At 55.7% G+C, this 25,545-nt stretch carries 24 protein-coding genes; 6 read left to right on the top strand and 18 right to left on the bottom strand.

Translation table 11 applies throughout. The features are described from left to right. Positions 1 to 78: 78 nt before the first annotated feature. Positions 79 to 1,746, bottom strand: a complete 1,668-nt coding sequence (locus BJL95_RS09270) for a DUF4331 family protein (protein ID WP_083385842.1) — start codon at positions 1,744 to 1,746, stop codon at positions 79 to 81. 806 nt (positions 1,747 to 2,552) lie between these two features. On the opposite strand from BJL95_RS09270, the gene BJL95_RS09260 reads away from it, so the two are divergent. From BJL95_RS09260 to BJL95_RS24535, 3 genes are all read left to right on the top strand, one after another. Further along, complete coding sequence (locus BJL95_RS09260; RefSeq protein ID WP_071157365.1) at positions 2,553 to 5,090, top strand: hypothetical protein; 2,538 nt, start codon at positions 2,553 to 2,555, stop codon at positions 5,088 to 5,090. 14 nt (positions 5,091 to 5,104) lie between these two features. Then, the gene (locus tag BJL95_RS09255; protein ID WP_071157363.1) at positions 5,105 to 6,982 is read left to right on the top strand and encodes a GMC family oxidoreductase; all 1,878 of its coding nucleotides are present in this window, start codon (positions 5,105 to 5,107) and stop codon (positions 6,980 to 6,982) included. Positions 6,983 to 7,137: 155 nt separating this feature from the next. Next, positions 7,138 to 7,410 (top strand): hypothetical protein, encoded by a 273-nt coding sequence (locus BJL95_RS24535; RefSeq protein ID WP_139306194.1) that lies wholly within the window; start codon positions 7,138 to 7,140, stop codon positions 7,408 to 7,410. A 163-nt stretch (positions 7,411 to 7,573) separates the two neighbouring features. Here BJL95_RS24535 and BJL95_RS23810 read toward each other — a convergent pair whose 3' ends face one another. From BJL95_RS23810 to BJL95_RS09230, 7 genes are all read right to left on the bottom strand, one after another. Further along, a complete protein-coding gene (locus BJL95_RS23810) occupies positions 7,574 to 8,251 on the bottom strand; it encodes a uracil-DNA glycosylase (RefSeq protein ID WP_083385840.1) in 678 nt (225 codons plus the stop codon). Beyond that, a complete protein-coding gene (locus BJL95_RS25100) occupies positions 8,251 to 9,438 on the bottom strand; it encodes a hypothetical protein (protein ID WP_071157361.1) in 1,188 nt (395 codons plus the stop codon). The genes BJL95_RS23810 and BJL95_RS25100 overlap by 1 nt, the downstream gene beginning before the upstream one ends. Next, positions 9,435 to 10,103, bottom strand: coding sequence for a hypothetical protein (locus BJL95_RS09245; protein ID WP_071157359.1), 669 nt, complete (start codon positions 10,101 to 10,103; stop codon positions 9,435 to 9,437). The genes BJL95_RS25100 and BJL95_RS09245 overlap by 4 nt, the downstream gene beginning before the upstream one ends. Beyond that, positions 10,097 to 10,576, bottom strand: coding sequence for a TIR domain-containing protein (locus tag BJL95_RS23800; protein WP_083385849.1), 480 nt, complete (start codon positions 10,574 to 10,576; stop codon positions 10,097 to 10,099). Before BJL95_RS23800 ends, BJL95_RS09245 begins: the two co-directional genes overlap by 7 nt. 352 nt (positions 10,577 to 10,928) lie before the next feature. Beyond that, on the bottom strand, positions 10,929 to 11,138 hold the full coding sequence (locus tag BJL95_RS09240; protein ID WP_254786755.1) for a hypothetical protein: 210 nt from the start codon (positions 11,136 to 11,138) through the stop codon (positions 10,929 to 10,931). A gap of 521 nt (positions 11,139 to 11,659) precedes the next feature. After that, positions 11,660 to 12,424, bottom strand: a complete 765-nt coding sequence (locus BJL95_RS09235; RefSeq protein WP_071157357.1) for a haloacid dehalogenase type II — start codon at positions 12,422 to 12,424, stop codon at positions 11,660 to 11,662. A gap of 70 nt (positions 12,425 to 12,494) precedes the next feature. Next, complete coding sequence (locus tag BJL95_RS09230; RefSeq protein ID WP_071157355.1) at positions 12,495 to 13,583, bottom strand: beta-propeller fold lactonase family protein; 1,089 nt, start codon at positions 13,581 to 13,583, stop codon at positions 12,495 to 12,497. A 158-nt stretch (positions 13,584 to 13,741) separates the two neighbouring features. Between BJL95_RS09230 and BJL95_RS25910 the strand changes: the two genes are divergently transcribed. Both BJL95_RS25910 and BJL95_RS24530 read left to right on the top strand, forming a co-directional pair. After that, entirely contained in the window at positions 13,742 to 13,864 is a 123-nt protein-coding gene (locus BJL95_RS25910) for a hypothetical protein (protein ID WP_281022808.1), read from the top strand. Between the two features lie 34 nt (positions 13,865 to 13,898). Next, entirely contained in the window at positions 13,899 to 14,057 is a 159-nt protein-coding gene (locus BJL95_RS24530; protein ID WP_139306192.1) for an LPXTG cell wall anchor domain-containing protein, read from the top strand. Positions 14,058 to 14,389: 332 nt separating this feature from the next. Here BJL95_RS24530 and BJL95_RS23795 read toward each other — a convergent pair whose 3' ends face one another. The 8 genes from BJL95_RS23795 to BJL95_RS09190 all read right to left on the bottom strand — a co-directional run bounded on the left by BJL95_RS23795 (position 14,390) and on the right by BJL95_RS09190 (position 19,349). Then, complete coding sequence (locus tag BJL95_RS23795; protein WP_083385838.1) at positions 14,390 to 14,602, bottom strand: hypothetical protein; 213 nt, start codon at positions 14,600 to 14,602, stop codon at positions 14,390 to 14,392. 199 nt (positions 14,603 to 14,801) lie between these two features. Beyond that, positions 14,802 to 15,410: a sulfite oxidase heme-binding subunit YedZ gene (locus tag BJL95_RS09220; RefSeq protein WP_071157351.1), complete on the bottom strand. Its 609-nt coding sequence runs from the start codon at positions 15,408 to 15,410 to the stop codon at positions 14,802 to 14,804. Positions 15,411 to 15,414: 4 nt separating this feature from the next. Next, positions 15,415 to 16,332 (bottom strand): protein-methionine-sulfoxide reductase catalytic subunit MsrP, encoded by a 918-nt coding sequence (msrP, locus tag BJL95_RS09215; RefSeq protein WP_217631671.1) that lies wholly within the window; start codon positions 16,330 to 16,332, stop codon positions 15,415 to 15,417. 11 nt (positions 16,333 to 16,343) lie between these two features. Next, positions 16,344 to 16,955 carry a cytochrome P460 family protein gene (locus tag BJL95_RS09210; protein ID WP_071157349.1) on the bottom strand — a complete coding sequence of 204 codons (612 nt, stop codon included), beginning with the start codon at positions 16,953 to 16,955 and terminating at the stop codon, positions 16,344 to 16,346. Further along, complete coding sequence (locus BJL95_RS09205) at positions 16,952 to 17,419, bottom strand: DoxX family protein (protein WP_083385836.1); 468 nt, start codon at positions 17,417 to 17,419, stop codon at positions 16,952 to 16,954. Before BJL95_RS09205 ends, BJL95_RS09210 begins: the two co-directional genes overlap by 4 nt. Before the next feature lie 12 nt (positions 17,420 to 17,431). After that, a complete protein-coding gene (locus tag BJL95_RS09200) occupies positions 17,432 to 18,202 on the bottom strand; it encodes a DUF2063 domain-containing protein (protein WP_064031500.1) in 771 nt (256 codons plus the stop codon). Continuing rightward, on the bottom strand, positions 18,186 to 19,067 hold the full coding sequence (locus tag BJL95_RS09195) for a DUF692 domain-containing protein (protein WP_071157347.1): 882 nt from the start codon (positions 19,065 to 19,067) through the stop codon (positions 18,186 to 18,188). Before BJL95_RS09195 ends, BJL95_RS09200 begins: the two co-directional genes overlap by 17 nt. A 9-nt stretch (positions 19,068 to 19,076) precedes the next feature. Further along, complete coding sequence (locus tag BJL95_RS09190; RefSeq protein ID WP_064031498.1) at positions 19,077 to 19,349, bottom strand: DUF2282 domain-containing protein; 273 nt, start codon at positions 19,347 to 19,349, stop codon at positions 19,077 to 19,079. Between the two features lie 552 nt (positions 19,350 to 19,901). Between BJL95_RS09190 and BJL95_RS09185 the strand changes: the two genes are divergently transcribed. Next, entirely contained in the window at positions 19,902 to 20,543 is a 642-nt protein-coding gene (locus tag BJL95_RS09185) for a hypothetical protein (RefSeq protein ID WP_064031497.1), read from the top strand. A gap of 400 nt (positions 20,544 to 20,943) precedes the next feature. On the opposite strand, the gene BJL95_RS09180 is transcribed toward BJL95_RS09185, so the two are convergent. After that, entirely contained in the window at positions 20,944 to 24,300 is a 3,357-nt protein-coding gene (locus BJL95_RS09180) for a hypothetical protein (protein WP_071157344.1), read from the bottom strand. A gap of 481 nt (positions 24,301 to 24,781) precedes the next feature. Continuing rightward, the gene (locus BJL95_RS09175) at positions 24,782 to 25,237 is read right to left on the bottom strand and encodes a hypothetical protein (protein WP_071157342.1); all 456 of its coding nucleotides are present in this window, start codon (positions 25,235 to 25,237) and stop codon (positions 24,782 to 24,784) included. Positions 25,238 to 25,545: the final 308 nt, after the last annotated feature.

Genomic DNA, 25,545 nt, shown 5'->3' with positions numbered 1-25,545 from the left:
CGTGGCTGACCGGGTTCGCGAGCGGACGCTGTCGCCACGCGGCGCGCCTGCCGGTCGGTGCATGGCTTCGGTAACGGCTTACCAGGGCTCGGCCAGATACGGGAATTCGGTTAAAAATGGCTTGTCGTTCTTGATCGGGTTCGGCGTGGTTTTGGGCTCGATCGGCGCGGACGCCCACAGCGCCGGATTGTTCAAGGATTCCACGCTGCAGGGTTTGCCGCCGCAACCGTTTTCCATGTCCAGAAACAAGGACAAAAACCGCGTCGCCACCTGATCTTCCAGACGCCGGCCGAAGGGCCATGAGCCGTTGGTATCCATATCTATCGACGCGACGTTCGGAATAAAGATTTCGAAGGTGCGCGGCGGTTTGATGTCCAGGCCTTTGACGTTCCAGCTGTTGTCCGGCATGTTGACCCGTTGGAAAAAACACTTTTTGGAGCGCTTGAAGGCCTCGATCGCCAGATCGTAGGTCTTGAACACCGAGACCGGCGCGTTGGAATGGTCGAAGCAACTGTTCAGCCCCAGTGCGTTGATCGACGGCCCGAAGCCCCAGCCCAAGTGGGCAAAGCGCTTGACGTAGACCTCGCCGAGTTTGACGTTGTCGGCCAGTTGCTTTTCGTCTTCCCGCAGATTCAGCGCGGCATCCAGGAAGGGTACGCCGTCCACGTCGACTTTTTTGTAATCGCTCAGACGGTTGTTGAAGCCGGCCACCGGCGCCGGCGATTCGTGCGCGCCACCGAGCTTGGCCAGCAACGACCATTGCGAATGTTCCGGAATCGCCTTGGCCTTCGCCGATGCGCGCAGCATCCAACTTTCGCCCCATGTCCGGACAATGCGTTCGGTTTCCGGGGTTTTGGTCAAAAACTTCAGCGGCAGTTCCAACACAATCGCGTTGACGTTGCCGCCGGCGCGGGCGTCCTGGCCGGTATAAACGAAGCGGAAATTACCGTTGGCATCCTTGTAAAACCGGTTGCCGTTCCAGGTCATTGGCTGCTTCGGTAGGTCTTTTTTGACCGTGATGCCCCAGTCAGGCAGGTTTTTGTCGTAATTGAAAAAGCTGTTGCCTTCCAGTTCAAGCAAGGTCTTAGGAATCCTGGCCTCGGCGGATTTTTTATCCTTGACCGGCACATGGTAGTACTGCGGCGCGTAGTTGATCGATCGGAAAAAACCGGGCAAATCGTTGAAGAAAGCATCGTCGCGGCCGCCGACGAAGGTCTTGATCGCGAATCCGTTCGGCGTTTTCAGTTCGACGACTTTGTTGGTATCGATCACCTGCGAGAAATCGCCGTCGGGAAAGCCCAGGAAATCCAGTTTCGCCTGGTTTTGTTGATTGAACGTGACCCTCACCTCGCCGGGTTTGAAATTAATGTATTTCTTGCCGACCGCTTCGGCGTAATTCAGCAGGTTTTTCAAATCGATTTGGTCGCCCATGCCCAGCGCTGCGCGCGGATCGGGATCGAATTGGATCCGGTAGAGCAGGTCGGTGTCGAATACCCCGGCCTTGGGAATGGACGCGAAGGTCAAGGCCACGACGACTTGTTCGCCCTGACCTTGGTCGGCACTGGGGTAGCCGAACAAATCGTACAAATCGGCGGCGCTCGGCGGGATGTCGGCGAAAATCGAGTTGATCGCGTTGGGGTCGTTGTGGTCGGCGGCTTGACCGAAGTGCGGAATCAGGCATAGGCCGAGTGTCGCTAGACCGATTCGGCAGGTACGTGCGGTGCGAAACGAACGGAAGATGTGCATGGCTGTGATCCCCTTCTGTAGTTGTTGTAGGGAAAGCGCCGTTCGGCGAGGACGCGGGCCGGACCGGATTCGGCTGGGGCGCGAGTGTCGAAACGGAGTCTGCAAGCTAACTCCAGACCCGAATAAAGTCAACGTTACGAAATGTAGGCTTATTTTATGGAACGGGAGCTGGAACATTTTGCAATGTCCCATAGGCGTAATTGAGTGAAAAAATTCACCGCTTAAAAAAAAATTTTGGTCTACGATTCACATTATTGGCAACCTACTAACGCCTTCCAAGGGGGTAGACCGTGGTGACAGGCGCGAAATCCTTAGCTCTCGCTGGTAACGCACTCCGCGAAACTCCTACCATCTTTACTAAGTCGCCGCTAGGCGCAACGCTTGCTCGCCGTCTGTTTCCGAATCGGCGCACCTCCGAACTTGCCCGCTTACCGACCGGCCTCCGTCCTCCGGCCGGCGGTTTTTTTTGCGCCTGGATACGGCAGCAAGGCGAGCCGACTTCGGTTTCGGCCGCGCGGATTTTTTTAAGCTCCAGTTCCGTTTATCGATGTCGTCTTAACTCGCCGCCGCTTGGTTGAGCGCGACTTCGATCGAATCCCGTACCGGGCGGCGCCAAGGCGCGGCTCGGTTTAACTCACGGCTTGCCGAGCGGCGCGTCATCGCGCGCCACCGCTCGAGAAGCCGCGCGAAAAACGCAGCGGCGCGGGATGGCCCGCCCAGGCACAAGCCGCTGTCGGCGTTATCGAGCAAATGCCAACAACGATAACAAGGCGTTGCCCGCTGAATCTATCTATCCGGAGGAAATCATGAACTCACAACTACCCAAGTTATTGGCGCTGGTGGCGATACTGGTATCGTCGTCAACGGCGCACGCGACGTTTTGGTCCAAGGCCGGCAAGGTCAAGGACGAAGCCCTGCAAGCCGGCCGCGGCGCGGAAACCCTGAAGGGTGCCGACGACGATTACTTCAAGGACATGGACTACGGCGCCAGCAAGGACCCCGAGGCCTTGGCGCGCGCGCTGAGCCCCTACGTGCCGGGCCTTTCCGCCAAGGATGCCCACGACGCGGTGGTACGCGGCCGCAACAACTGGATTGTCTGGACCGCCGGCAACGACCGCTTCTGGAACGACATCGGCAAGACCAGCGTCGGCACGCTGGATTTTTTAAAAATGCTGTCCAGCCACGACACCTTGAAATTCAGCCGCGACAATCGCTGGAATTATTTGGGTCTGGTCAACGAACCCTGCTTTAAAAAACCGACCGCGCCGCGCCAGGACCGCTACGGCCTGTGGCTGGACGAACGGACCGGCGATTGCCCGGCCGATCCGTTCGAGGACGAAACGAAATACCCCGGCGTTAAAATCGGCGCGCGCGGTAAAACCGTGCCGGTCGGCTCCTACTACGGTTACGCCACCGGCGTGGTCGGCTTGCGTTTGTTTCCCAACCCGGATTTCGACGAGAAAGCCGCCAAGGCATGGAACCCGGAAAAGTTCTATAACGATCCCAGCTATTACAACAACAAAGATCTGATCCGGCCTTACCGGGTCGGCATGTCATGCGGCTTTTGCCATGTCGGCCCCAATCCGTCCAATCCGCCGGCCGATCCGGAAAACCCGAAGTGGGAGAATCTCAATTCCAATCCCGGCGCTCAGTATTTTTGGATAGACCGGATTTTCTCCTACGAGGCCGATCCGTCCAGCTTCCCGTTCCAGTTGTTCCATACCTCGCGGCCAGGCGCGCTGGATACTTCGCTGGTTTCGACCGACTACATCAACAATCCGCGCACGATGAACGCCGTGTATAACCTCGGCGCGCGGATGAAAAACGCGCTGAAATTCGGTCAGGAACGCATCGCCGGCGGCGGTCTGAACAATCGTCAGTTCAACGATTTGAAACTGCCGGCCGAAAGCCCGCTCAACAGCTTTTTCAAACAACCGGATACGGTGTGGACGCCGCGCGTGCTCAAGGACGGTGCCGATTCGGTCGGCGCGCTGGGTGCGTTGAACCGGGTGTTCGTCAACATCGGCCTGTTCAGCGAGGAATGGACCGAACACTTTAGGCCCTTGATCGGCGGCGAAAAAATCTCGCCGTTCCCGATCGCCACCGCTCGGAAAAACTCGTCCTACTGGAATGCCACCGAGCAACAAACCCCCGACTTGGCGCTGTTCTTCCTGGCCACCGCCCAGCCGGACTATCTGAGCAAGGCTCCCGGCGGCGAACAACATCTGAAAGCCTCGGCCGAGGTGTTGACACGCGGCAAGGAGGTGTTCGCCGAAACGTGCGCCCGTTGCCATTCCAGCAAATTGCCGGAAAAAGCCTATAGCTTCTTCCCCAACGGTTGCGTCGGTTCGGATTACCTAAGCTGCTGGAACAACTACTGGAAGTGGAGCAAAACCGACGAGTTCAAAACCGAGATGAAGGCCATCGTCGCCAAGCCGGACTTCCTGCAAGACAACTTCCTGTCCACCGAATTGCGGGTACCGGTGACCCTGTTGCAAACCAACGCCTGCAGCCCGTTGGCCACCAACGGCTTGGCCAACAACATCTGGGATAACTTCACCTCGCAAAGCTACAAGGATCTGCCGTCGGTCGGTAAATACACAGTGCATCATCCGATCACCGGCGCCGCCTACGACTACGACATGCCGGGCGGCGGCCGCGGCTACACCCGGCCGGCCTCGCTGGTCAGTCTGTGGTCGACCGCGCCGTATTTGCTGAACAACTCGGTCGGCAAGTTTTATCCCAGCGGCTCGGTCGAAGACCGGCTGAAATCCTTCGACGACTCGATCCGGCAAATCCTGTGGCCGGAAAAACGCAGCGGCAACCGCGACATCGTGGTGGTCGATTCCGCCAATCCGGCCGAACGCAAGGTCTTGAAAGGCCAAGTGGATGTCACGACCGCCAGCAGCTATCTGCGGGTGCCGAAAGGCTATCTGCCGGACTTGCTGCAACCGCTGGTCGAGCCGTTCAGCCTGTTGAAACCTTGGGCCTTCGATAAGTCCGGCGTGGAACTGGGGCCGATTCCGAAAGGCACGCCGGTCAATCTGGTCTCCAACATGAACCTCGATCCCAGCGATCCCAAGCACGTGTTTCACTTAATCAAGGTGCTGAAGGACGTCAAAAAGGCCTTGAAAGCGATTCCGCAAGGCGCCAGCGACGAAGAGGCCATCAAGGTTTTCGACGACAGAAAAATCGTCGATGACATGTTGAGCGTCAGCAAATGTCCGGACTTCGTCGTCAATCGCGGCCACTACTTCGGTACCGATTATTTGGCCGAGGAAAAAGACCGGGCCTTGAGCGACGCCGACAAGGAAGCCTTGATCGAATTGTTGAAAACCTTCTGATCGGGGAAGCCACTATGAGCGATAGCACAAAATATGACTATATCGTGGTGGGGTCGGGTGCCGGGGGCGGCACCCTGGCCGCTCGATTGGCGGAAAACGGCCGCAAGGTGTTGGTGTTGGAAGCCGGCGGCGATCCGCTAAAGATGCAGGGCGGCAACGCGATTTCCGACGCCAACCGCCTGCCGGAAGACTACCAGGTGCCGGTATTTCACGCCCTGTCCAACGAGAACAAAGCCATGCGTTGGGATTTTTGGGTGCGCCATTGGGGCGATACCCGGTTGCAACGCCGCGACGAGAAATATCGCGATGTGTGGGACGGCGAAAAGGTGGACGGCGTGCTGTATCCGCGCGCCGGCTGCCTGGGCGGCTGTACCGCGCACAATGCGATGATCACCGTGTATCCGCATAACGACGACTGGAACCACATTGCCGATCTGACCGGCGACGCCAGCTGGCACGCCGACAACATGCGCGGTTATTTCGAGAAAATGGAAGACTGCCACCATCGTCTGCCGAGCTACCGCTGGGCCGCCAAATTGGGTATCAACCCGACTCGGCACGGCTTCGGCGGCTGGTTGCAAACCGAAAAAGCCATCCCGTTGGAAGCCCTGGGCGACAAAACCCTGGTGCAAACCCTGAAGGAATCGGTGGAGGCGGTTTGGAAAAATATCGATACCGATCCGATCGAGGGTGCGGAATGGTTCGGCGAAAGCCTGGGCGATCCCAACGACTGGCGGCTGGTCGAGAAAAACGCCACCGGCTTGCGGTATCCGCCGTTGATGACCCGCAACCACGCCCGCTTGAGTACCCGCGACCGGTTGCTGGAAGTACAACGTCAGCATCCCGACCGACTGCATATCGAGTTGAACGCGCTGGTGACTCAGGTGTTGTTCGACAATGACAATCGGGCCATCGGCGTCGAATATCTGAAGGGCGAAAAACTCTACCAAGCCCACCACCAGCCTTCGACGCAACCGGGCGAAACCCACCAGGTATTCGCGGCCAAGGAGGTGATCCTGGCCGGCGGCGCCTTCAACACCCCGCAATTGTTGATGTTGTCCGGCATCGGCCCGAAAGCGGACCTGCAGCGTTTGCGCATACCGGTGCGCGTCGATCTACCCGGCGTCGGCAGCAATTTGCAGGACCGCTACGAAGTCGGCGTCGTCAATAAAATGAAGCAGGATTGGGAGGTGTTGAAAGGCGCGCGCTACGCCAAAGGCGATCCGCAATACACCGAATGGGAAACCCAACGCAAGGGCGTTTACACCACCAACGGCGCGGTGTTGGCGGTCATCAAGCGTTCGTTGCAACAGCGCAAGTTGCCCGATCTGTTCTGTTTTGCGTTGCTGGCCCGCTTTCAGGGTTACTTCCCCAACTTCTCGCAATGGATACCGGAGTTGAATTACCTGACCTGGGCGGTATTGAAGGCCCATACCAACAACCGGGGTGGAGAAGTGAAATTGAAATCGGCCGATCCGCGCGAGCGACCCGACATCAATTTCAAGTATTTTGAGGAAGGTACGCCGGACGGCGGCGAAGACTTGGAATCGGTGGTGGCCGGCGTCAAATTCGTGCGCGAACTGACCGCGCCGCTGATCGCCAAGGGCATCATCGAGGAAGAAGCCTTTCCGGGCGCGGCGGTCCAAACCGACGACGAAATCCGCGACTTCATCCGCTATCAATCCTGGGGCCACCACGCCTCCTGCACCTGCCCGATCGGCGCCGACGGCGACCCAATGGCGGTGCTGGACAGCCGGTTTCGGGTGCGCGGCGTGAAAGGCTTGCGGGTGGTGGACGCCTCGGTGTTCCCGAGGATTCCGGGTTTCTTCATCGTCTGCGCGATTTACATGATCGCCGAAAAAGCCGCCGATGTCATTCTGTCGGAGGCGTGATTCGCAAACCGTCAACCGGCGAATAGCCGCTAGTTCGCGGCTATTCGCCGGTCTTTCGAGCCAGCCCTTCGTGGGTTTAACCGTAAGTGCTCAGGCGAACGGACATTAAAACGCTATTTGCATTCTAAGGTCGGAATGAAAGCCACCGCGATTTAATGTTGAATCCGGTTATTGGGTTGGATTTTAGTTCTTGGAAAATTCAACGATTGGTAGGGCTAGGGATGGTCGTTTTGTTTCGACCCAAGGCGGAAGTTCGTGTATTTATCTGGAGTGTCGGTTTAAAATTTAAATCAGCCATTCAAATAATAAAAGTTGTAGGGTGGATAAGCGAAGCGCCATCCACCATAGGAACGCAAATAGGTGGATGGCGCTTCGCTTATCCACCCTACGGCCCTGCCATTAATGCCCGCGTGGTTTTAAATAATTGATGCACGCTTTCGGAAGCTGTTTCTTCATTACCCGACCGGAAATGGAGTGGCTGCAACGTAATGCGGGTACTCAGTTCAACCCATAAGACATGCGAGGGATTCTGGTTATTATTCATTTAGCACTCCGAGAATGCGTTGGGTAGAGTCTTATCTGTTATTTATTTCATGTCTCAAACAACGATCCTTGAAAAGGACATGCTTCTTCTTTAATTTCTAATTGATATAATTTATTTATACCTGCACGAAACTCCTTAATTCCGCCATAGCTAGGATGGCGAACGGTTTCTACAGAAACTCCTAAGGTTGAAGCATATTTTGCTGCATCCTGGCCTATTGTTATAATCCGGCTAATACCTAACCACGCAATCAATTCACGATTAAGTTCATCGACGCATTTTAATTCCCGCGTGGTAAAGCGTCGATTTGTGAGGGGGTGCTCTGGTAAATGAGGATGAAATGGAAATACGTTCCATAAAAGCGGTGGTATCTCTAGTATTTTTATCACATTCCATATCTCAGTTGCAGTGCGTTCCACAAATTCCGGCCCCTTTGTTGCCCGCTTTGGAGTGCTTCCTGGGTAACAGGATGTCACACAGCAGAAATGTGACTCATCTGTTAGCGCAAGCCCTGTTCTACGCCCACCGCGATGTCCTAAATCCCGCCCCATCCAGATTGTGTCAGTGTTACTTCTTTCAACAGAATTTAAATAATCAATAAGATTATTTTTGCGTACACTTGCAGCATCAGGCAAATCGTAGATTTCACAATGGTTAGCATAAGGATTAAAAACACCCTCTAGACATATATTGGCTAATTCCGACACAAATGTTTTCGCATCCATCACGATTCTAACGGTTTAAATGAGATGCAATGCTGCTCCATATTAACGCTCACAATGCCTGATCCAGTGGCTAAAAGACTGCGAAATACCTTAAAACCTTCGAGAATAGCAATTTCCCATTGCCATAGCGGGCATTTTTCGACTTCGTATCCAGAAACCATATTTTGTATTTGCTTAAGCAAGCCATACTCCAGCTTTCCTTGCTCCACTCCTTCAAAAAAATCTAAGTCACGAGCATGATTAAAAACCCAAGTCGCAATACCCTCTTCTATAAATATTGCCCTGGCTCCATCCTGATTTTCATCAACTTGAGGTTTGCTTTTTCGTTTTACCTTCAAAAGCGCTCGAATGACAGGTGACCAGCCGAGATGGGCTATATAGGCCAAGTGAAACACATCATGAAATCTATACCCATCGCCATCCTGACGGTTATCGGTTAGAGGGTCGCCGATATTCACGCCGTTGAGTTGCTGGACAACAATTTTTTTTCCGTGAATATTGCGCTCCAGAAATTTAATATCGAACTGTCTTGGTAGCTGCTCATAAGGTAATAAATTCTCATCAAAAAGATCCAGGTACTTAGAATTAGGAGGAGCCCATCGCGATTCTGTCTTGATGTTATTTGCGATTGCAATATCCAATAATTTCAATCCAAATTTAGCGGCAACCATCGCTAAGAGGCTAAGCAGTTTAGAATACAGCTCATTTCCTCTTGCGCATTCGTTTGCTGCACTGTCGCTTTCGAAGAACAACAAACTCGTATTATATGCAAGCTTATACAATAAAGTATCTTTGGACTCTGGTAATTGCTTATTTAAAAAGGCTAAGAGTCCATCAATCTCATTAAAAGTGACATCCTCATCCGGTTTAATGTGCTCACTATTACTTAATTCTTGTTGTAGGTACTGTAGCGTGGCGATTCCTATTTCGTTAACAGTATATGATGATCTACGAATTAAGGCAGTGAGATACCACAATGCGTCTCCTAGCTCTTCCATAGCCAATTCTTTTTCCTTTTTAGGAAATGAGTCTCTATGGGCTTTCTTTACTGCGGCCAATAAACCGCCAACTTCGCCAAAAAAGCCATATTTAAGCTGGTGTATTGACATCTGATCATCTCTGAAGCGGTCAGACGTTTTGGCTTTTAAATCATACCCAACCAAAGTAAATAAAAAATTTGTTATCATGATAGTTTTCCAGTTTTCTGGTCAACTCGTTTATGTGAGTCTTTAAAATGACAGGGATCTGAAATTACCAGGTTCAAATTCTTTTGATGTTTTTCTAAGATTGAGTTCAATAACATTCCTGTGTTATTAGATTCAGTTATTAGATTTTTTGTGTAATTTCGTATTCGATGGTGGTAACCAATCGAGTCCAAATCAATCTCAATTGCTTTGTGGCCGAAATAGAGAAATTTATCTGAAAGTAAGACGTCATCTGTTTTGCCAGCATCTCTCTTTAAGTTTTCATGATTGATGCTGCCATCTGGATTACTATGATGGGAATCCTCTTGTAACCAGTTCCCATGTAAATCAACATGATATATGTTATCACCTACCATTCTTACTTGGCTTCCATTACGTAGGGGTTTTTTAATTGAATAGATAGGGTCGTGCCAATATTCTTGGAAGCTAATTTTTTTGGTAACCTTCATAAGAAAAATGCATTTACGCGATGCTGAGTTCATGTTGCTGCCCCCGATTCCTAAAATCCAGTCACCAATATTAGCGCTTTTACGAATATCTGGTTTACAAGTAGCTAATGTGCAAATGCCGTGAAATGGATTTGGTGCAAAGCCATAATCTCTGGTAATGGCGTAAGTGTATAAGTAGGTACCATTTTCAATTAACATGTGAAGTACCCTCCATTAGTTTTTGGACACGTCGATCCGTCTGGATTCTGAAATTGTCCTTTACCGTTTAAGGCATCTATAACTGAATCTCCTCTCCAGCCAACTATCGATGTCGCATATTTTTTTAAATTCTCAGGTATTTCAACCTGATCTTTTAGGCCATTTTCATATACACCAATAATTGGTTTTCCCATTTGGTGAGCAACTTCAATCTCCCAGTTAACCCAGGGTCTTTGGTGAGTCTCCTTGCCAATTACAACAATTACTTTACCTGCCCAACGAATTTTCATTCTTAGGAGACGCTCTATCGTACGGTCACTTACAATCTTTTGATCAAGTCGAGCTTGATTTTCAGGTTTTACTCTTATAGAGCTGTTCCTAAAGTGATAATCTTTGCCTGCAAGCATAGCTTTAAGACCATCTACACTTGCATCATCTTTATGATGGTGACTTACAAAAACGTTATTAGTCACTTCGTCTACCCCCACACTTTAGCTTGGTTTTTCTTCGCAAGAATTATACTTCAAGCTAACGCCCATGCTAGGTAAATTACTGCTATATCGCGATTACCGGACTTTCTAAGTACCGTATTTTAGACTAGTGAGTGTCGGCTCTTGGCCGATACCAAGCATTGCTCTCAACCAACTTTTGCACATAACAAGCTATCGCACCTAACTAGAATCCAACAGTGTTTTGCTCACTTCATAAGGTCGGGTGAATACTCAGGCGGCCGTCCGCTTCGGCGGACGCGACGCACCGACCAAGCCCTCGCGGCTGCCATATCTGTTTTGATTGAGTTGTTGCCCGCCGGGCAATATCTTTCGATTACGCCACTTCACCGTAAACCTGCCGAACCACCCGGTAAAACCAATGCGGCCTGCTCAGGATAATGACGAAGGCGATGACCGGTGTGACCGGGACCGGAGCGATGTCGATCAGGAACAGCGTAAACAGGCTGGCGAAGGTTTTAATTCTGGCTGCGCGGGTTTGCGCGGTAGTGATGAAGTCGGTGTCGCGCGCTTTATCTCGATACATGGCCTCGATCAATAAGCGGAATCAGTCCGGGCGCTTGACGACAATATACATCCCGATCAAACAGCCGGGCGAGATAGGCCCGAAGCCTATGATCGCGAATATCGAGAATACCGAGAGACATTTTATCTGGGTGGCGTTGAGCATGGGCTGAATAGTGTGTATGGCGATCTGAAATAGCAAACTAGGCTAGGGCTTGAGGTCTAAAGCGGCTATCGTAACGGCAAACCGGCGCGTTGTGGGTAACGGCGTCGATTCGGCCGTCAGCGTTAGAGTTCTACTTTGTCAGATGACTAAATAAGCATCGTTATTTCGGCCTGGATGGCCGGACCCGTTAAAGCGCGGAGCGAATCCGGACGCCATGGCCGGATTTAAGCCTACCCTCCATGGTGCTGGATGCCTGTTTCCCGGCGGGCATGACGGTCTTGAACAAATCCGACAAAGTTTAGAATTAGCGCCATGCTAAGTGGGCACGACCGGCCCATTGCAGGGGCTTTGACGCCGGTCGGTCCTTGAGGCGGTTGTCAGCCCAAGGTCTGAATAAAATCGGCCAGATCGGTCAGCGTCTTGCCGCTGGCGTCGGCGGCCACGCCGAGGTGTTCTTGAGGCGCTTGCACGCGATTGACCCAAAAGGTCGGATAGCCGAAGGCCTTGGCGCCGGCCGCGTCCCAGCCGCCGAATGCGGCGAAGACGATTTGCTCGCGAGGTAGACCGAATGCTTCCGTACCCATCCGATACGCGCGCGGGTCCGGTTTGTAGGCCTTGACCCGGTCGGTGCTCAGGTGCTCCTCGAAAATCCCTTCCAGACCGGCCTGTTTGACGCAGGCGTCCAACATGGTCGCGGTGAAGTTAGACAAAAACGCCAAGCGCAAGCCCGATGCCTTTAAACGGAGCAAGGCCGCCTTTGCGTCCGGCCAGGCGTCCAGCGACAAAAACGCTTGCATCAAGCGCTCGCGTTTCTCGCCGGTCAATTCCAGAGCGTGTTGTTGAGCGGCAAAGATCAAGGCCTCTTCGGTGATCTGCCGGAAGTCGGCATAATTGCCCATCAAGGTGCGCAGCCAAGTGTATTCGAATTGACGTACCCGCCAGGATTGCGCCAGGGTTTGGCCTTGGCCGGGAAACAAGGTTTCCGCCAGCGCGGTAATCGGTCGGGGGTCGAAGGTGGTAAAACCGTCGAAGGCGACCGCCTTGATTCGGCCGGCCGCTGCGGCTTGGGTGACCGGTAGCAGTAGGCCGGCGGTGGCGGCGGCACCGGACAGGCGTAGAAATTCGCGGCGGGTCAGTGGCATGGCAACTCCAAAGTGAATAGAACGAAAGGAAAGCCGGCCGCGCGGCTCAAACCGAGCGGCCGGCTTCGATTTAGCGGACCACCAAGCCGGTAACGCCGGCCGGTAAGGTGTTCAAATGGGTCACGGATTGCAATTCGCCGTCCGCGCCGATTCGATACACGCCTATGCTGTGGTCGCCGTTACTCAAGCTGTACAGCCGGCCGCCGTCGTCGGACACCGCCAAATCGTTGGGGCGGCTTTCTTCGGCGGCGCGGGCTTGCAGCAATTCCAACTGGCCGTGGCGGCCTATCGCAAACGATGCAATCGAGCCGGCCGGCGTATTCGCGGTGAACGCAAGTTTACCGTTCGGCGTGGTTGCCAGCCAGCAAGCGGCGGTTTGTTCCACGGCGACCGCGCCGTCCAGCAATTGCAAGCTACCGTCTTCGTGTAAGCGGTAGGCCGACACGGTAGCGCCGTTGGCCGCGCCGCCCTGCGCCTCGGAAACGAAGAATTGGTTGTGCTTGCCGAAGGCAAAACCGAACGGCGTGTTGCCGGCCGAGGCCAAGCTGTGCTTCTCGTCCGGCAAGCCGCGATTATCCAGGGTAAAACTGACAATTTTGTTACCGGCTTTCTCGGTCACCACCAGCGCGTCGCCGTCGCGGTCGAAACTGATCTGCGCCGGCCCGCTGGCGTCGTCGCCCAGTTTACGGTAAGACTGTTCCAGCGGATAGAGTCGGCCGCTACGCGCATCGAATCGGTAACCGAAAATCGAATCGTCGCCGGCGTTGACCACGTAAACCCGGTCGTGGGCGACGGTCAGGCTAACCGGCGTCAAGCCGGGTTCGGCGGCGCGGTGCACCAATTCCAGGCCGTTGTCGCGCACTCTAAACACCGACACGTCATTACTGCCGGCGTTGATCGCAAACAGAAAACGCTGGTTTTCGCTGAAGGCCAACGCGCCTTGATTACCCAAGCCGGCACCGGTGCCGGCGCCGCCGGTTGCGTAACTGCCGGCCGGTTGCATTTTGCCGGCGGCGTTCAAACGGAAGGCGAGTACCGAGTTACTCGTGGCGTTCGACAGCGTGTAAGCGGTTTCCCGGTATGTCTCGGGCCAGGCCTGAGCGGTTAGCGGTAATAATAACGGTATGGCGGCGGCCAGCGTCTTAAGGGTGTTGTTCATGTAGACCTCGAAATTAAATGGAAGGGAATACCCCGCGATGGGGCGAAACGAATATTGCGCCCCGGCCGGTCACCGAATCCTCACGACGAAATCAAATCTTTGTCACTTGCTCGCTAGGCCATTTCAGGCAACCGGACCCGGTCGTTTCGGCGGCTGACATGTCCGCCGCTGATCGCGGCCAGCCGTTACGGGAAGGCGAGGCGATGAACCACACCCTGGACATCGAGGAATCGCGCGGTACGCTGGGTTTGGATTCGCGGTGCCGGTCAACGGCGCCGTAGAAGCGGATTTTCTGAAATTTGCGGGGAGAGAACGATGGGACCGTATTACCGTGGAACGTCGCAAGGCGTCGGCAATTTTTTCGAGTTGTTTTACCAGCATCCGGTGCTGATGCTTTTGGTCGTCGCGGCTAGCGCGGCGGCGGGATATTTTGTCTGGAAGCGGAAGAAAGACAGCCAAGCTAGCGACGGCTGATAAGGATGTGGTTATAAATAACTCCCCTGTTTCGGGTTACAAGGATTTTCCCGTTCGTCCTGAGCTTGTCGAAGGATGGACGGGAAAATCCGGGCATCCACCGCGCCAAACCGTTCATGCTTCGACTAGGCTCAGCACGAACGGTTTGGCGGGACAAATTCATTTCGGGAAGTTATTTTTAGCGGAATCCTAAGTTGAGGCGCCGGTGTTTTAGGATAGGCGCTTGCGTAGCGGCGATAACAAGCCCTTCGAATGCCCGAAGGCGTCGATTTCAACGGTGGCGAGCCATCGATTGAAACCAACGCGTTCGCGACGGGATTAACGTCTAGCGATCAAGCGGCCTGCGCGGTGGCGGCCGGCAGGCAATGTGGGCACGGTGTGACCATTTTCAAAAACTCGCTGGCTTTCTTGGCGGCGCTAGTCGGGTTCGAAATGGCCCCGAGGTAACGCAAAGTGTCTTTTGCAGGTAATGCCGTGCATTCGGCTCTGTGCAGAAAGCGTTCGCCAGTGTCTTGCGCGTTTAGTTCAACGTAAAATTCAGCCATGGTAAGTACCTCATTGTTCCGGTTAATAAGGATAAGGAGAACGGCCCGAAAAACGGACGGTTTGGTGATGGTGCTTGTGTCGGGCCTCGCACATTAGTGACGGGTAATGTGGAGGAAACGATACAAAAACCGGCCGAATCGCCCGTTTTTCGTGCTCGATTAGCTGTTCGCAAGTTCTGTTCCAGCAATTTTTATGTGGTTACTTGTCGCTGTGTAGTAAACGCGACAGTCGAATGATCAGCAGCACACCGAGAATTGCCGCGAACATCAGCGGGCGCGTCAGGTCTTTTTTGACCAACCAGATAAAGTGCGCCACGCCGCCGCAAGCCGCAACGTAAACCCAGCGGTGCAAGGCTTGCCAGCGTTTGCCGCCCAGCCTGCGGACCATCGCGTTGGTCGAGGTTGCGGCCAAGGCCAGCAGAATTAAAAACACCGAAAAGCCGACCGTGATGTAGGGGCGCTTGAACACGTCCTCGGCAATCGCCGGCCAGTCGAAGAATTGGTCCAGCACCAGATATGTCAAGACATGCAGCAGCGCGTAAAAGAACGCGAACAAGCCCAGCATGCGCCGCAAGCGCAACCACCAGGACCAGCCGGTCAACAACCGCAACGGCGTCGCGCTCAACGTGATCAACAAAAAGGTCAATGCCCAGTAACCGGTCAGGTGAGTGATTTTTTCGATCGGATTGGCGCCTAGGCTATCTGCATAGGCGGCGTAACCGAGCTTTGCCAACGGCAACAAGGCCGCCGTGAACAGTGTGACTTTCAGCAACGCGATGCGTTTCGAACTTGGGTTTTTCCAGCTCATCGCGTCAAAAGTTCTCCCGCAGGTCCATGCCGCTGTATAGCCCGGCGACTTGCTCGGCATAGCCGTTGAACGGCAGGGTCTTGCGCTTTAAAAATTCGCCGAGCCGGCGTTCCTTGGCCTGGCTCCAGCGCGGATGATCGACGTCCGGGTTGACGTTGGCGTAAAAGCCGTACTCGCTGGGCCCGGCTTTCATCCAACTGGTCAGCGGCGGCTTTTCCACCAAACGGATTTTGACGATGGATTTCGCGCTCTTAAAGCCGTATTTCCAAGGGACGACCACCCGAATCGGCGCGCCGTTCTGCTTGGGCAGTAATTCGCCGTACAGGCCGAAGGTCAGCAAGGTTAACGGGTGCATGGCTTCGTCGATGCGCAGGCCTTCGCGGTAAGGCCAATCCAGCACCGGATATTTTTGCCCCGGCATTTGCGCCGTATCGTGCAGACTGACGAATTCGACGTATTTGGCGTTGCCGGTCGGCTCCACCCGTTTCAGTAATTCGGCCAGCGAATATCCCAGCCACGGCACCACCATGGACCAGGCTTCCACGCAGCGCAGCCGATAAATCCGTTCTTCCTGCGGCGCCAATTTCAGTAACTCGTCGATGTCGAAAACCTTGGGCTTGCGGACCTCGCCCTCGACCGCGACGGTCCAGGGCCGGACATTCAGGCTCGCGGCCCGAGCCGCCGGGTCGTCCTTGCTGGTGCCGAATTCGTAAAAATTGTTGTATTCGGTGACCGACTTATAAGGCGTCAATTCTTCGTCCAATTTATAGGCCGACGCCTTTACGTCCGGCCATTTTTCGCCGGCGCTCAGCCAGTCCGGCCACAAGGCGGCCAACAACGCGCCGCCGGCGCCGCGCATAAAGTCGCGGCGGGCTTCGAATACGGCCTTGGGGGTAATTTCGGAAGGTTTGATCGGCATCATGCGGGGCGCTCCTATTTATGGGCGGATTCGGGTGGTCGCTGGGTAGAGCCTGGACCGGCAGTTTCGGTTCCTGGCGCCGACAGCGTCGGGTAAGCTTGCAGATAGACGCCGTCGGTGGCCTTGGCCGGCAAATGGCAGTTTTGGCAGGATACCTGGTAACCTTGCGAAATGTTGGCTTGCGGGCTTTTGGTATCGAACAAGGCCCAACCCCAGCCGTCGGCCCAATCCCGGTGGCCCGGAAAACGCCGTTTGGCATCCTTGACCATGACAAAGCGAAGCTTGATCGCGCTGGCATAGTCGGCTTGGCCGGTACTCAAGGCTTGGCGGCCGATTGCGCGAATCTCCTTGACCAGCACCGTACCGTCCGGAAAACGGCCGCCGCGACGAAATTCGGCCGCTGCATCGGCTTGGGTGTAGACGTCGTGGAATCCGTATCCGGGGGCCTGCGGATCGGACACCAGCCAAGATCCCAAATGCACCCAGCGGCCGCGAACATCGTCCGGCGCGCGGATCGTGCCGTTGGCTGAAACCAGCGTGGTGAAGGTGTCGGCGATGCCGTCGCCGGCCAACGCCGTAGCGCTGGCGGCCAACAGGACGAACCCGATTGCGCCGTGCGATCTCATGTTGCCTCCCGCCGAGTCAGCCGCCGCCAAGCGTCCACCGACCAAGCGCCGGGGCCGCGCGCCGCCAGCGACAACAATACCAAACCCCAGGCCAAATGCTGTTCCAGCCCGGCCGGCCCCAAATCCGGGTAGGACAACACCGCCGCGGCGTTGAACAAGGCCAACAGCGTCGCCGTTACCCGGCCGTAACAACCCAAAACCAAGCATACCGGTAACACCAATTCGATGGCGGTCGCCAGATAGGCGGCCCAGTCCGGCGCGAGCAGCGGCACCCGGTATTCGTATTCGAACAAATACAGAGTGCCGGCCCAACTGGCCAATTTTTGTTGGCCGGATACCCAGAATGCGTGGGCCAGCCAAAACCTCAGCGCGAAATCGCTTGCGGCGGCGGTCCGGTTGGTCAGGGTCTCGAATATCGCCGGTTTCGGCGTCTTGGTGGTTGGATGAAAATAGATACTGTGCATCGTAAATCTCTGTCAACGGATAAAAAAGCCGGTTAGCAAACCCATGCGCAACCAGCGCGGTAGATAAAGGTCTAGCGGCGGCGCGGTGGTTTCGCCGCTTGGCCGGTCCATCGCCTGACTCAGCGTCAATCCGGCCGCCAAAGCGGACAGCAGCCGGAACTCGCCGCGTTCGATTTCGCTGGCGTTCACCTCGAAACCGTTGCGATGCACCACGACATGGCTGGCACCTTCGGCCAGCGAAATCGGCGTGGCGGCGTCGGCGTCCGGCAAATTGGCTTGCCAGATCGCGAAAACCGGGTAAGGCGACGCCAGCAAGCGCAACGAGGGGTGGAAACGCAGACGCAGCGCCGGATAAAGGCTGGCCGGCACCGCCGCCAGGCCGCGCGCGTCCAGCAGCGCGGCGTCGGCGGCGTGATAGGCGCCGTGCCAGTACCATTCCAGGCGGGCGACGTCGGCTAGATAGTCCAGCCCGTGGGTCGGCGGAAAATCGGTCAAAAAATCGGCCAGCGCCTCGCCGTAATGCAGCAAGGCTGCTTGCGCCGGCGGATGAGCTTCGATGAAAAACCGCGCCAGATAATTGAAAAATTGCTCGCCGACCAGGCGTTCGACGACCGGATATACCTCGCGCAAGGCTTGGGTCAGGCCCAGGCGAGTATTGTTGCGATATAGCGCCAAGCGTTTTTCGGCGGCGATTTCGCCGCCGACGATAGCCGCCGGCACCCGTTCGGCCAGGCCGAAGGCGTAGTCCGCCATGTCTTGTTGCAAATCACGCAATGCATGCATCGTTGGTCTCCAATAACTCGTCGGCCTTGGCGGCCTCGTTTAGCAACACCGGCCAGGCCGGCAAATCAGCATCCCATTCGATCAAGGTCGGCCGCCGGCCGAAGCGTTGCAACACTTGCCGGAACAGTTGCCAGACCGATGCCGCCACCGGACCGGCGTGGGTGTCCAGCAGCAGGCTCGCGGTATCGATAGTACGCAACGCATGGCCGGCCAGATGCAATTCGCCTATCCGTTCGCCGTCCAACTCGGCCAGATAATCGGCCGCGTTCCAATGCAGGTTGTGGCCGGACACGTACAGATTGTTGACGTCCAGCAGAATTCCGCAGCCGCTACGCCGGGCCAGTTCGTTCAAAAACCCGCTTTCGCTGTAGTCGGCTTCCCGGTATTGCAGATAGCCGGCCGGGTTTTCGATCAGCAGCGTCCGTCCCAGAAAATCCTGGACCCGGTTCAGCCGGTCGCACAGGTGGAGCAGTGTGGCTTCGGTATAAGGCAGCGGCAGCAAGTCGTTCAGATAGCGGCCGCCTTGCGAACTCCAACTCAAATGTTCCGAGACCAGACCGGGCTCGACGCGGCCGATCAAATGCTTGAGTTGGCGTAAATGCTCGCTGTCCAGCGGGTCTGTAGAACCCAGCGACAGACCGACGCCGTGTAGACTGATCGGCAACGCGTCTCGCAAGGTTTCCAGGTAGCGCAGCGGCGGACCGCCGGCGCCGAAATAGTTTTCGCTGTGGACTTCCAGCCAGCCGACCGGCACCGGGCCGGCCAAGGCGTCGCCGTGATGGGCCGAACGCAGGCCGACTCCGGCGCAAGCCGGAATCGGCGCGGCGACCCGCCGCGAAAGTTGTGAGGATCGTGGCGTCGTCATCGCGGCGGCTTACATGCCGGGCATCTGGGTTTGGCCGCCGACGATGCGTTCGCAAGTGCCGGCCGGCACGGCGATGAAGGCGTCTTTTTGGCCGTCGCTGGTGGAATGGCCGGCGCAGGCGTTGGACAAGGTCTTGCAATCGTTCTTGCCGGCCTTGGCGACGCCGTAGCATTTCTCCATGTCCATCTTGTCGGCGGCCACCGCCGTGCTTTGCGCGCCGATCGCGGCCAAGGCTAACAACGAGGCGACAGCGCTGGTAATGATAGTGTTCGAGTTTTTCATGGTGGTATCTCCAATTCAGTGGTTTGGTTTGAGTGATGTCGGCGGCGCTCGCCGCGACGTATTAGGTATTACAAACGCCGTGCCAACTGGAGGTTGTCGAAAATAACCAAACGAATTCAATCTATTAGCGGATATTCGGCAGCAATCAACCGCCGCAAAGACACCCATATGCCCGCCACTATTCGCGGCGGCCGCCAATAGTGGTGGGTTGGGGCGCGAGCAGGGCATCGAGAAAAATGTGTTGGAGCGGCTTTAGCCGCGATTGACAGCCTTCCGACACCGGATTGGGCGCGGCATCCGGCGACTTTCATAGTAAAAGCCACCAGTTGTTTAGGCGTTTCAATGGATTATCCGGCGGGTAAGCGTAACGGACTAAGGTCTGCCGCCGAATCGCAACCTACAATTGCTCGCGGAGTCGGCGAGCGCGGGCTATCAATTAAGCCGAACTCGATGGCGTGCGTCTTGGGCTGCCGGCGGCGCAAAAGACTCTATACTTTGGGCGAGCTCCGCTCGACGCTGTTGCCCCGATAAAAATTCTAAACGAGACGCCCCATGCCAAACATCAATAGCGGTATTGCCTTCGATACCATCAAAACCTTAGCTAAAAGTTACGGAAAAGCCACGCCGCAAATGGTCAGCACCAACTTCAACGCGATGCCGATTGCGGTCTTTAACAATAATTTACTGAAATACGATCCGCTGGAGAACGTCGCGCAGATTACTTCGGACAAAAAGGTGGTTTCCCTGTTGCGAGAAACCAATGCGGGGGTAAAAACGCCGATTCGGTTTCTAAAATGGGGTCAAAATTGTTGCACGGGCATGGAACTCGATCCGGGCGCGCGCGTTGTGATCAGCGGTCCGTTCTCGGGCTGTTCCTTTTTGATCGCGAAGGATATGCACAGCGGCCGGACCGTCATGCTGCATTCCAACGACAACACCAATCAAGGGGCGATGAATCGAGCCAACACCCTGGCGACTCAAATGGCCAGGGCCAATCAGTATCTGCAAGTGTTTCATAACGGTGTTCAGCCGCTGTACCACTGCAGTTACGAGGAAATGGGCATGGTGCCCAGTTGGATAATCGCGGTTGACGAACACGGCGATAGCCGCAGTTGGTTGATTTACTGCGTGAATTTGCTGGCGAGTCAACGGGGCGAAAGCGTGTTTCAATTGGGCGGGTGTTTCGTATTGTGAAGTGCCACGGCCATCGACAGGCTTAATTTAGCGGGTCGGATAAAGCTTTGGCGTTCGCCGACTGAAAGGGGATTTGGCGAATTCTACTTTGTCGGATTTGTTCAAGGCCGTCCTGCCCGCCGGGAAACGGGCATCCAACGTCATGGATGGTTGGCTTAAATCCGTCCATGACGTTTGGATTCGCTCCGCGCTCTAACCGGTCCGGCAATCCATGCCGGGATGATGTGGTGATTTCCGAAACCGACAAAGTGAAACTAATATGGCCCTGCCAAATCCGTCGGGTTTCAACGCGCCGGCACGGGTAGATTGGGTGCCTCAACGCAAGGGTCTCGATCGATCTAGCGGAGCGCGGCCGGCGGCGTTGCCAGGTCGGCGGGTGCTCCATCGGTTCGGCGGGCGCTTAATATTGGCTCAACGTCCAGTATTCCGACAGTTGTTGAAATAACACCAGTAGCGCGCCGGTGCCGCCGAAGGCTTGCAGCAAGGGCCATTCGTACCAGGGCCGAAAGGCGCCCTCGCGCAGGGCGCGGGCGCTTTCGATTTCGGATTCGATCCGATCGATTTCCGCGCTCGTCGCGTTACCTGAGTGTCGCAATTCCCTTACCTTAAAGCTCCATTGCTCGATCGCTCGGCGCCGGGTGGTTCTGGCGCCGCGCTGCAACAGCCATTCCGCCGAAAACGCATAGATAAACATCAAGATAAACACCGCGCGCAGGCCCCAGGGCAAATTCCAGTCGTCGATGGCCGGATTGCGCGCCAGCACCATCAATCCAATCACCGCGACCGGCCCCCAGATCAACGGCTGCATGGCCTTGGTCAGCTCCTTGACCAACTGGATTTTCAACCATTCCGAAACGCAGAGTTGGGCGACCGCGTTGGCTTGGGCATGCTCGATGGCCCGCCGGTTCCAGCCATCGCTCTGTTGGGTGAGATTGGCGATCAAGCGTTCGCACAGCCGCGCGTGCTCGACGACCCACATGGTCAGCATCACGGTGGACAGAACCGACAGCAGCAACAAGGCGGCATTCACCGCGACCACCGAGGTGCCGCGCGCCGGAATATTCGGAAGTTGCCCGAAGCGCATCGTAATGCCGGCGACGACGATGAAGGCCAGGCTATGGATCAATACCCGCAGCAGGCTGCCGGGAATGCCCAGTTTGGTGTTATCCAGATAACCTAGATAGTGTTGCCAGAGCCGGGCGGTGGCTGCCGCCGGCGTGGCGAGTTTGCGCTGGATCGCGTCCGCGCCAAGTCGGATGCCGATCGCGCACGTGGAATTCATGACTAACAAGGTCAAGCCGACAAAGCTCAAGATGCTCAGGCCAAGGTATAGCTTAGTTTGCAGCGGCAGCGCCATCGGGGTTTGCGGCACGCAGGTTTGGGAATAGTAGTAAATCAACCACGCAAGCGTCGCGATCAGCAACAGATCTTTCACCAGCCAGTCGGAGAACGGCGGCACGCGTTGAGTCAAGAGTCGCCGGAGCTTATCCCAGCGGCCAGGCTGGGGGCGATTTTCCGCGACTTCCCAGCTGCCGACAAACATCAGCTTGCATTCCTTGATCGACGCATCGGCATGGTTCGGCAAACCGAACGTTTCGGAAACGGTTACGCGCATTTGGGCTAGCCGGCGTTGTCCCCAGCAAAAAAAGGCCACAGCAACCAGGTAGGAAACCAAGCGCAGGCCCTCGGTCGGCCAGATGCTGGCGCCTTCCAGCCAGTAAAACGGTTCGGCCATCGGGCTGGCAAGATATTCGTTAAAAACCACAAAAATGCCCAGCGCCGATAACGCCACCGCCGTGGCGATGCAGGCCGTGAGTCCGCTGTCTAAAACCCGGCAAACGGCCGACAATGCCCATTTGCGAATTTGCCAACTGACCAGACAGGCCATGCAGATCAGGCTAAGGCTTAAAAACAGCAGGTTTTTGAATTCAAAACTGAAGCGGCTCGATTTGACGGCCGGTTGAATCCCTTGATCCGTTTGCTCCCAGTTCGGCCACATGCAGTGCTCGGGATTGGGCGAAAGGCCGCGCGAGTGATCGCAGCGCGGCACCGCCAACGGAATCGGCCGGCTACGGCCGATTTCGAACAGCGTGGGTATGATGGGCTTGATGTTAAGCGGTGGAGGAGTGACCGCCAGCTGCGTGGACAGGAACAGCGCGGTCTGATAATTGTCGCGAAACGGCGGGATGCTGCCTTGCCACTGGTCGTCAAGATATAGGCCGTAGGGCGCCGCTACCAACAAATTATGGGTTTGCAGCCATTTGCTCGGATGATTGTAAATGGCGTCCAAATCGGTGGTAAAAAACAAGGTATGCGGGAAGTACTGGCGCAAGGCTTGTAAGATCATCAGCTTGTCGTAAACATCCGATCCCAGAATGCCGATCGCGGCAATCCCGCCGTCGGGGCTGCTCTGGATCAGGCACGCGTCCAGTTCGGCGATATTGCCGGCCAGTCGCCGCAGATAGTCTTTTTGGCTTTGACCTTCGGGCGTTTCGATGTTGGCGTTTTCCGCGGGTTTGTCCTTGTTCGCGCCGGATGCCTTGGCATCCGCGCTCTTATCGCCGGATTTCGGCAATTTGCCGTCCAGGCCGCGCATATAGCTGTAGCTATGCACGGTTTTCTGACCGCATTGGCTGCCGGGAGGCGTCGTCTTGGGTTTGGACGGCCAGGTTTTCACAAAGGTATCGCGCATCGCGCGGCCGTAGAAGGTATCCCACTCCGACAAGATGACGATATGCGCATTGGCGCTGATTCGCCGCAACGATAATTCGCTGACCAAGGCCTTCATCAACTCGTCATCGCCAGACGTGGTGCGCAGCAAGCGGATGCCCTTGTCGCTGAATAGCGTTTCCAGACAATGCTCGTTTTGGTTGTTGCATAGATTGCTCAATTCGAAGTCGGCGGCGGTGGCCGCCGCCGCGTAAAAACCGATGTCGAGTCTGCAATCGGCGGCATCGCCAAGTTTGGGCGATGTAGGGCAGGGGGGATGCGCGAAGGACGGGTTTTCGATTTCCGCCAGCATCGTGCGTAAAGTCGCCGAACTGTTAGGGCCGATCACCCGATAGCTGACCTGGTCTTGATCGGGCATGACCAGTTTCAGCAAGCGGTTGATTTTGGCGAACGGGGTTTCGGTCAGGCTGGCTTCATCCAGCCATAGCACCAGGATCGGCGATTTCTCATTTCCGTCGCGCGGCAACCACCATTCGAACGGGACTTTTTTTTGCAAATCGTCTTGGTCCGGCTCGAAGGCGCCGATGTGCTGTTCGTCGCTTGGTATCCAGTCTTGATTCGCCAATCCGGACAGCACGGCATAGCGTCGGCGCATGCGCTGCTCGGCTTCTTCGGGATAGGGTCCTCCAGGCAAGGTAACCGCCATCACCGTGATGGCCTGATTCGAATGTTTCAGCGCATTCGGAACGATGGATTTCTTTTCAACCGATGGTGGCGGAGTCGGTGACGGGCGAACTTCAACACTGGCCGGACGGCCGTCCAGAAACAGCGTTAACGATTTCGCCTCGGCGGCGGGCTTGTTGGCCGCGTTGGCGGCATTTTCGACAGTGGAAAACGGATCTTGCCAAAGCCGGGCGTCGATATTCTGCAACGACGGATGGCTGGATTTCAGCGGGTCGGCCGAAGGCCGTTCGTCCTGATAGGGCAGGGAATGGCCGATCAACAAACTCGCCAACATGGTCATGATCAATGCGATCGGCAACGGCGATCCGTAGCCGCCGCTTTCGGGTTTTCTATCCTCCGCCATGGTCCGTATCCTGCAAATTAAACACTGCCGGCATGCTGGCGCAGTTTGGCGGCTTTTGGCAATAACGCATTTGTGCCGGTACAAACGTACTGGGTTGGAATGATCGATGCGTTGCCGGATTCGCAAGCGTCAGAGCCTTGCGCACAAGTAAATTAGAGTCGCGCGCAAGCTTATTTGCCTTGCGGGCAAGGTTTTTTTCGTTGCGCGCAAGCCAAATATGCTTGTGGTTGGACTTTAAAGCCTTGCGCTCAAGGCTTTTAGGCTTATGCCCATAGAAAATTGCCTTGCCCGCAAAGTCATTTACCTTGCGGGCAAGGCTTGGAACCTTGCGAGTGCTGCGAATAAGCTTGCGGGGTTAGCGGCAAAGCTTGCGAGCCTTGCCTTTATCTATTCCGCTATGGACTTGAGCTTAGTTGGTGTGCCGGAAGGCCGAGCCGGGCGGCTGACCTACTTATCTTGTTTAGCCGACAGGCTGGCCGGTTTAGGTTTTTGGCTTGGCGCCGCGGTTAAATCGAACCGACATCGCCTGCCGCAGCGTTTCCAATCCCGCGCCTTTACCGGCGATTTTCAACGAAGCGTAAGCATCCAGACTAAAACTATAAATATCGCTGCCCAGTGCCATGTCGGTATCTTCGGCTCTGCTCAATAAATCGCGCAGCCGATGCAGGCGAGGGCGGAGTCTATCGAGCGTCGCCAGATCGGCTTCCGCCGAGGCGGTATCCAGACCGGGCGGAATGGCGGACGTATTTTGGCTGGACACCGTCAGCGTCTGACGGCAAAACGCTTCGGTTTTATCGCCCATCTTGGGGATGGCGCGACGCTCTTCCGGGGTTAAGACCAGAAAGCCGGCGAAGCGGTCTTCCAATATTTTCAGGGCGGCATCTATATCGTTCAGATCATTATCGGAAAGGCTTAAAGAAATCAGATGCTGGTTCATGTCGGGCTCCTTTGGGCGTGGCTGATACGGCGGACGATGGGGCAGTCCGCAGATGAAAAGCGTAGGCTAAATTCAGAAACACGCGCTACATTGTTTACTAGAACGCTAACAGGCGTTGGATGGCATCCGAGTGCCAAGCGCTGGCTGGCAACTGGCGTTATTCGAACAGGACTATAGGCAAGGGATGCGAGCTAACCGGCGTTCTTTGTTACGGAGCCTGCGATTGGTGAAATCCGGCGGCGGTGCCGACTAAAATGGGCTTATAAACCGTTGAATTAGACCGCCGATGACCGGCGAAGCTCGACCAT

Origin of the sequence: Methylomonas sp. LWB (assembly GCF_001856095.1) — a bacterium.
GTDB classification, from domain to species: Bacteria; Pseudomonadota; Gammaproteobacteria; order Methylococcales; family Methylomonadaceae; genus Methylomonas; species Methylomonas koyamae_A.
The sequence above is the reverse complement of the archived record's forward strand: the minus strand, read 5'-3'. Positions and strand labels throughout refer to the sequence as shown.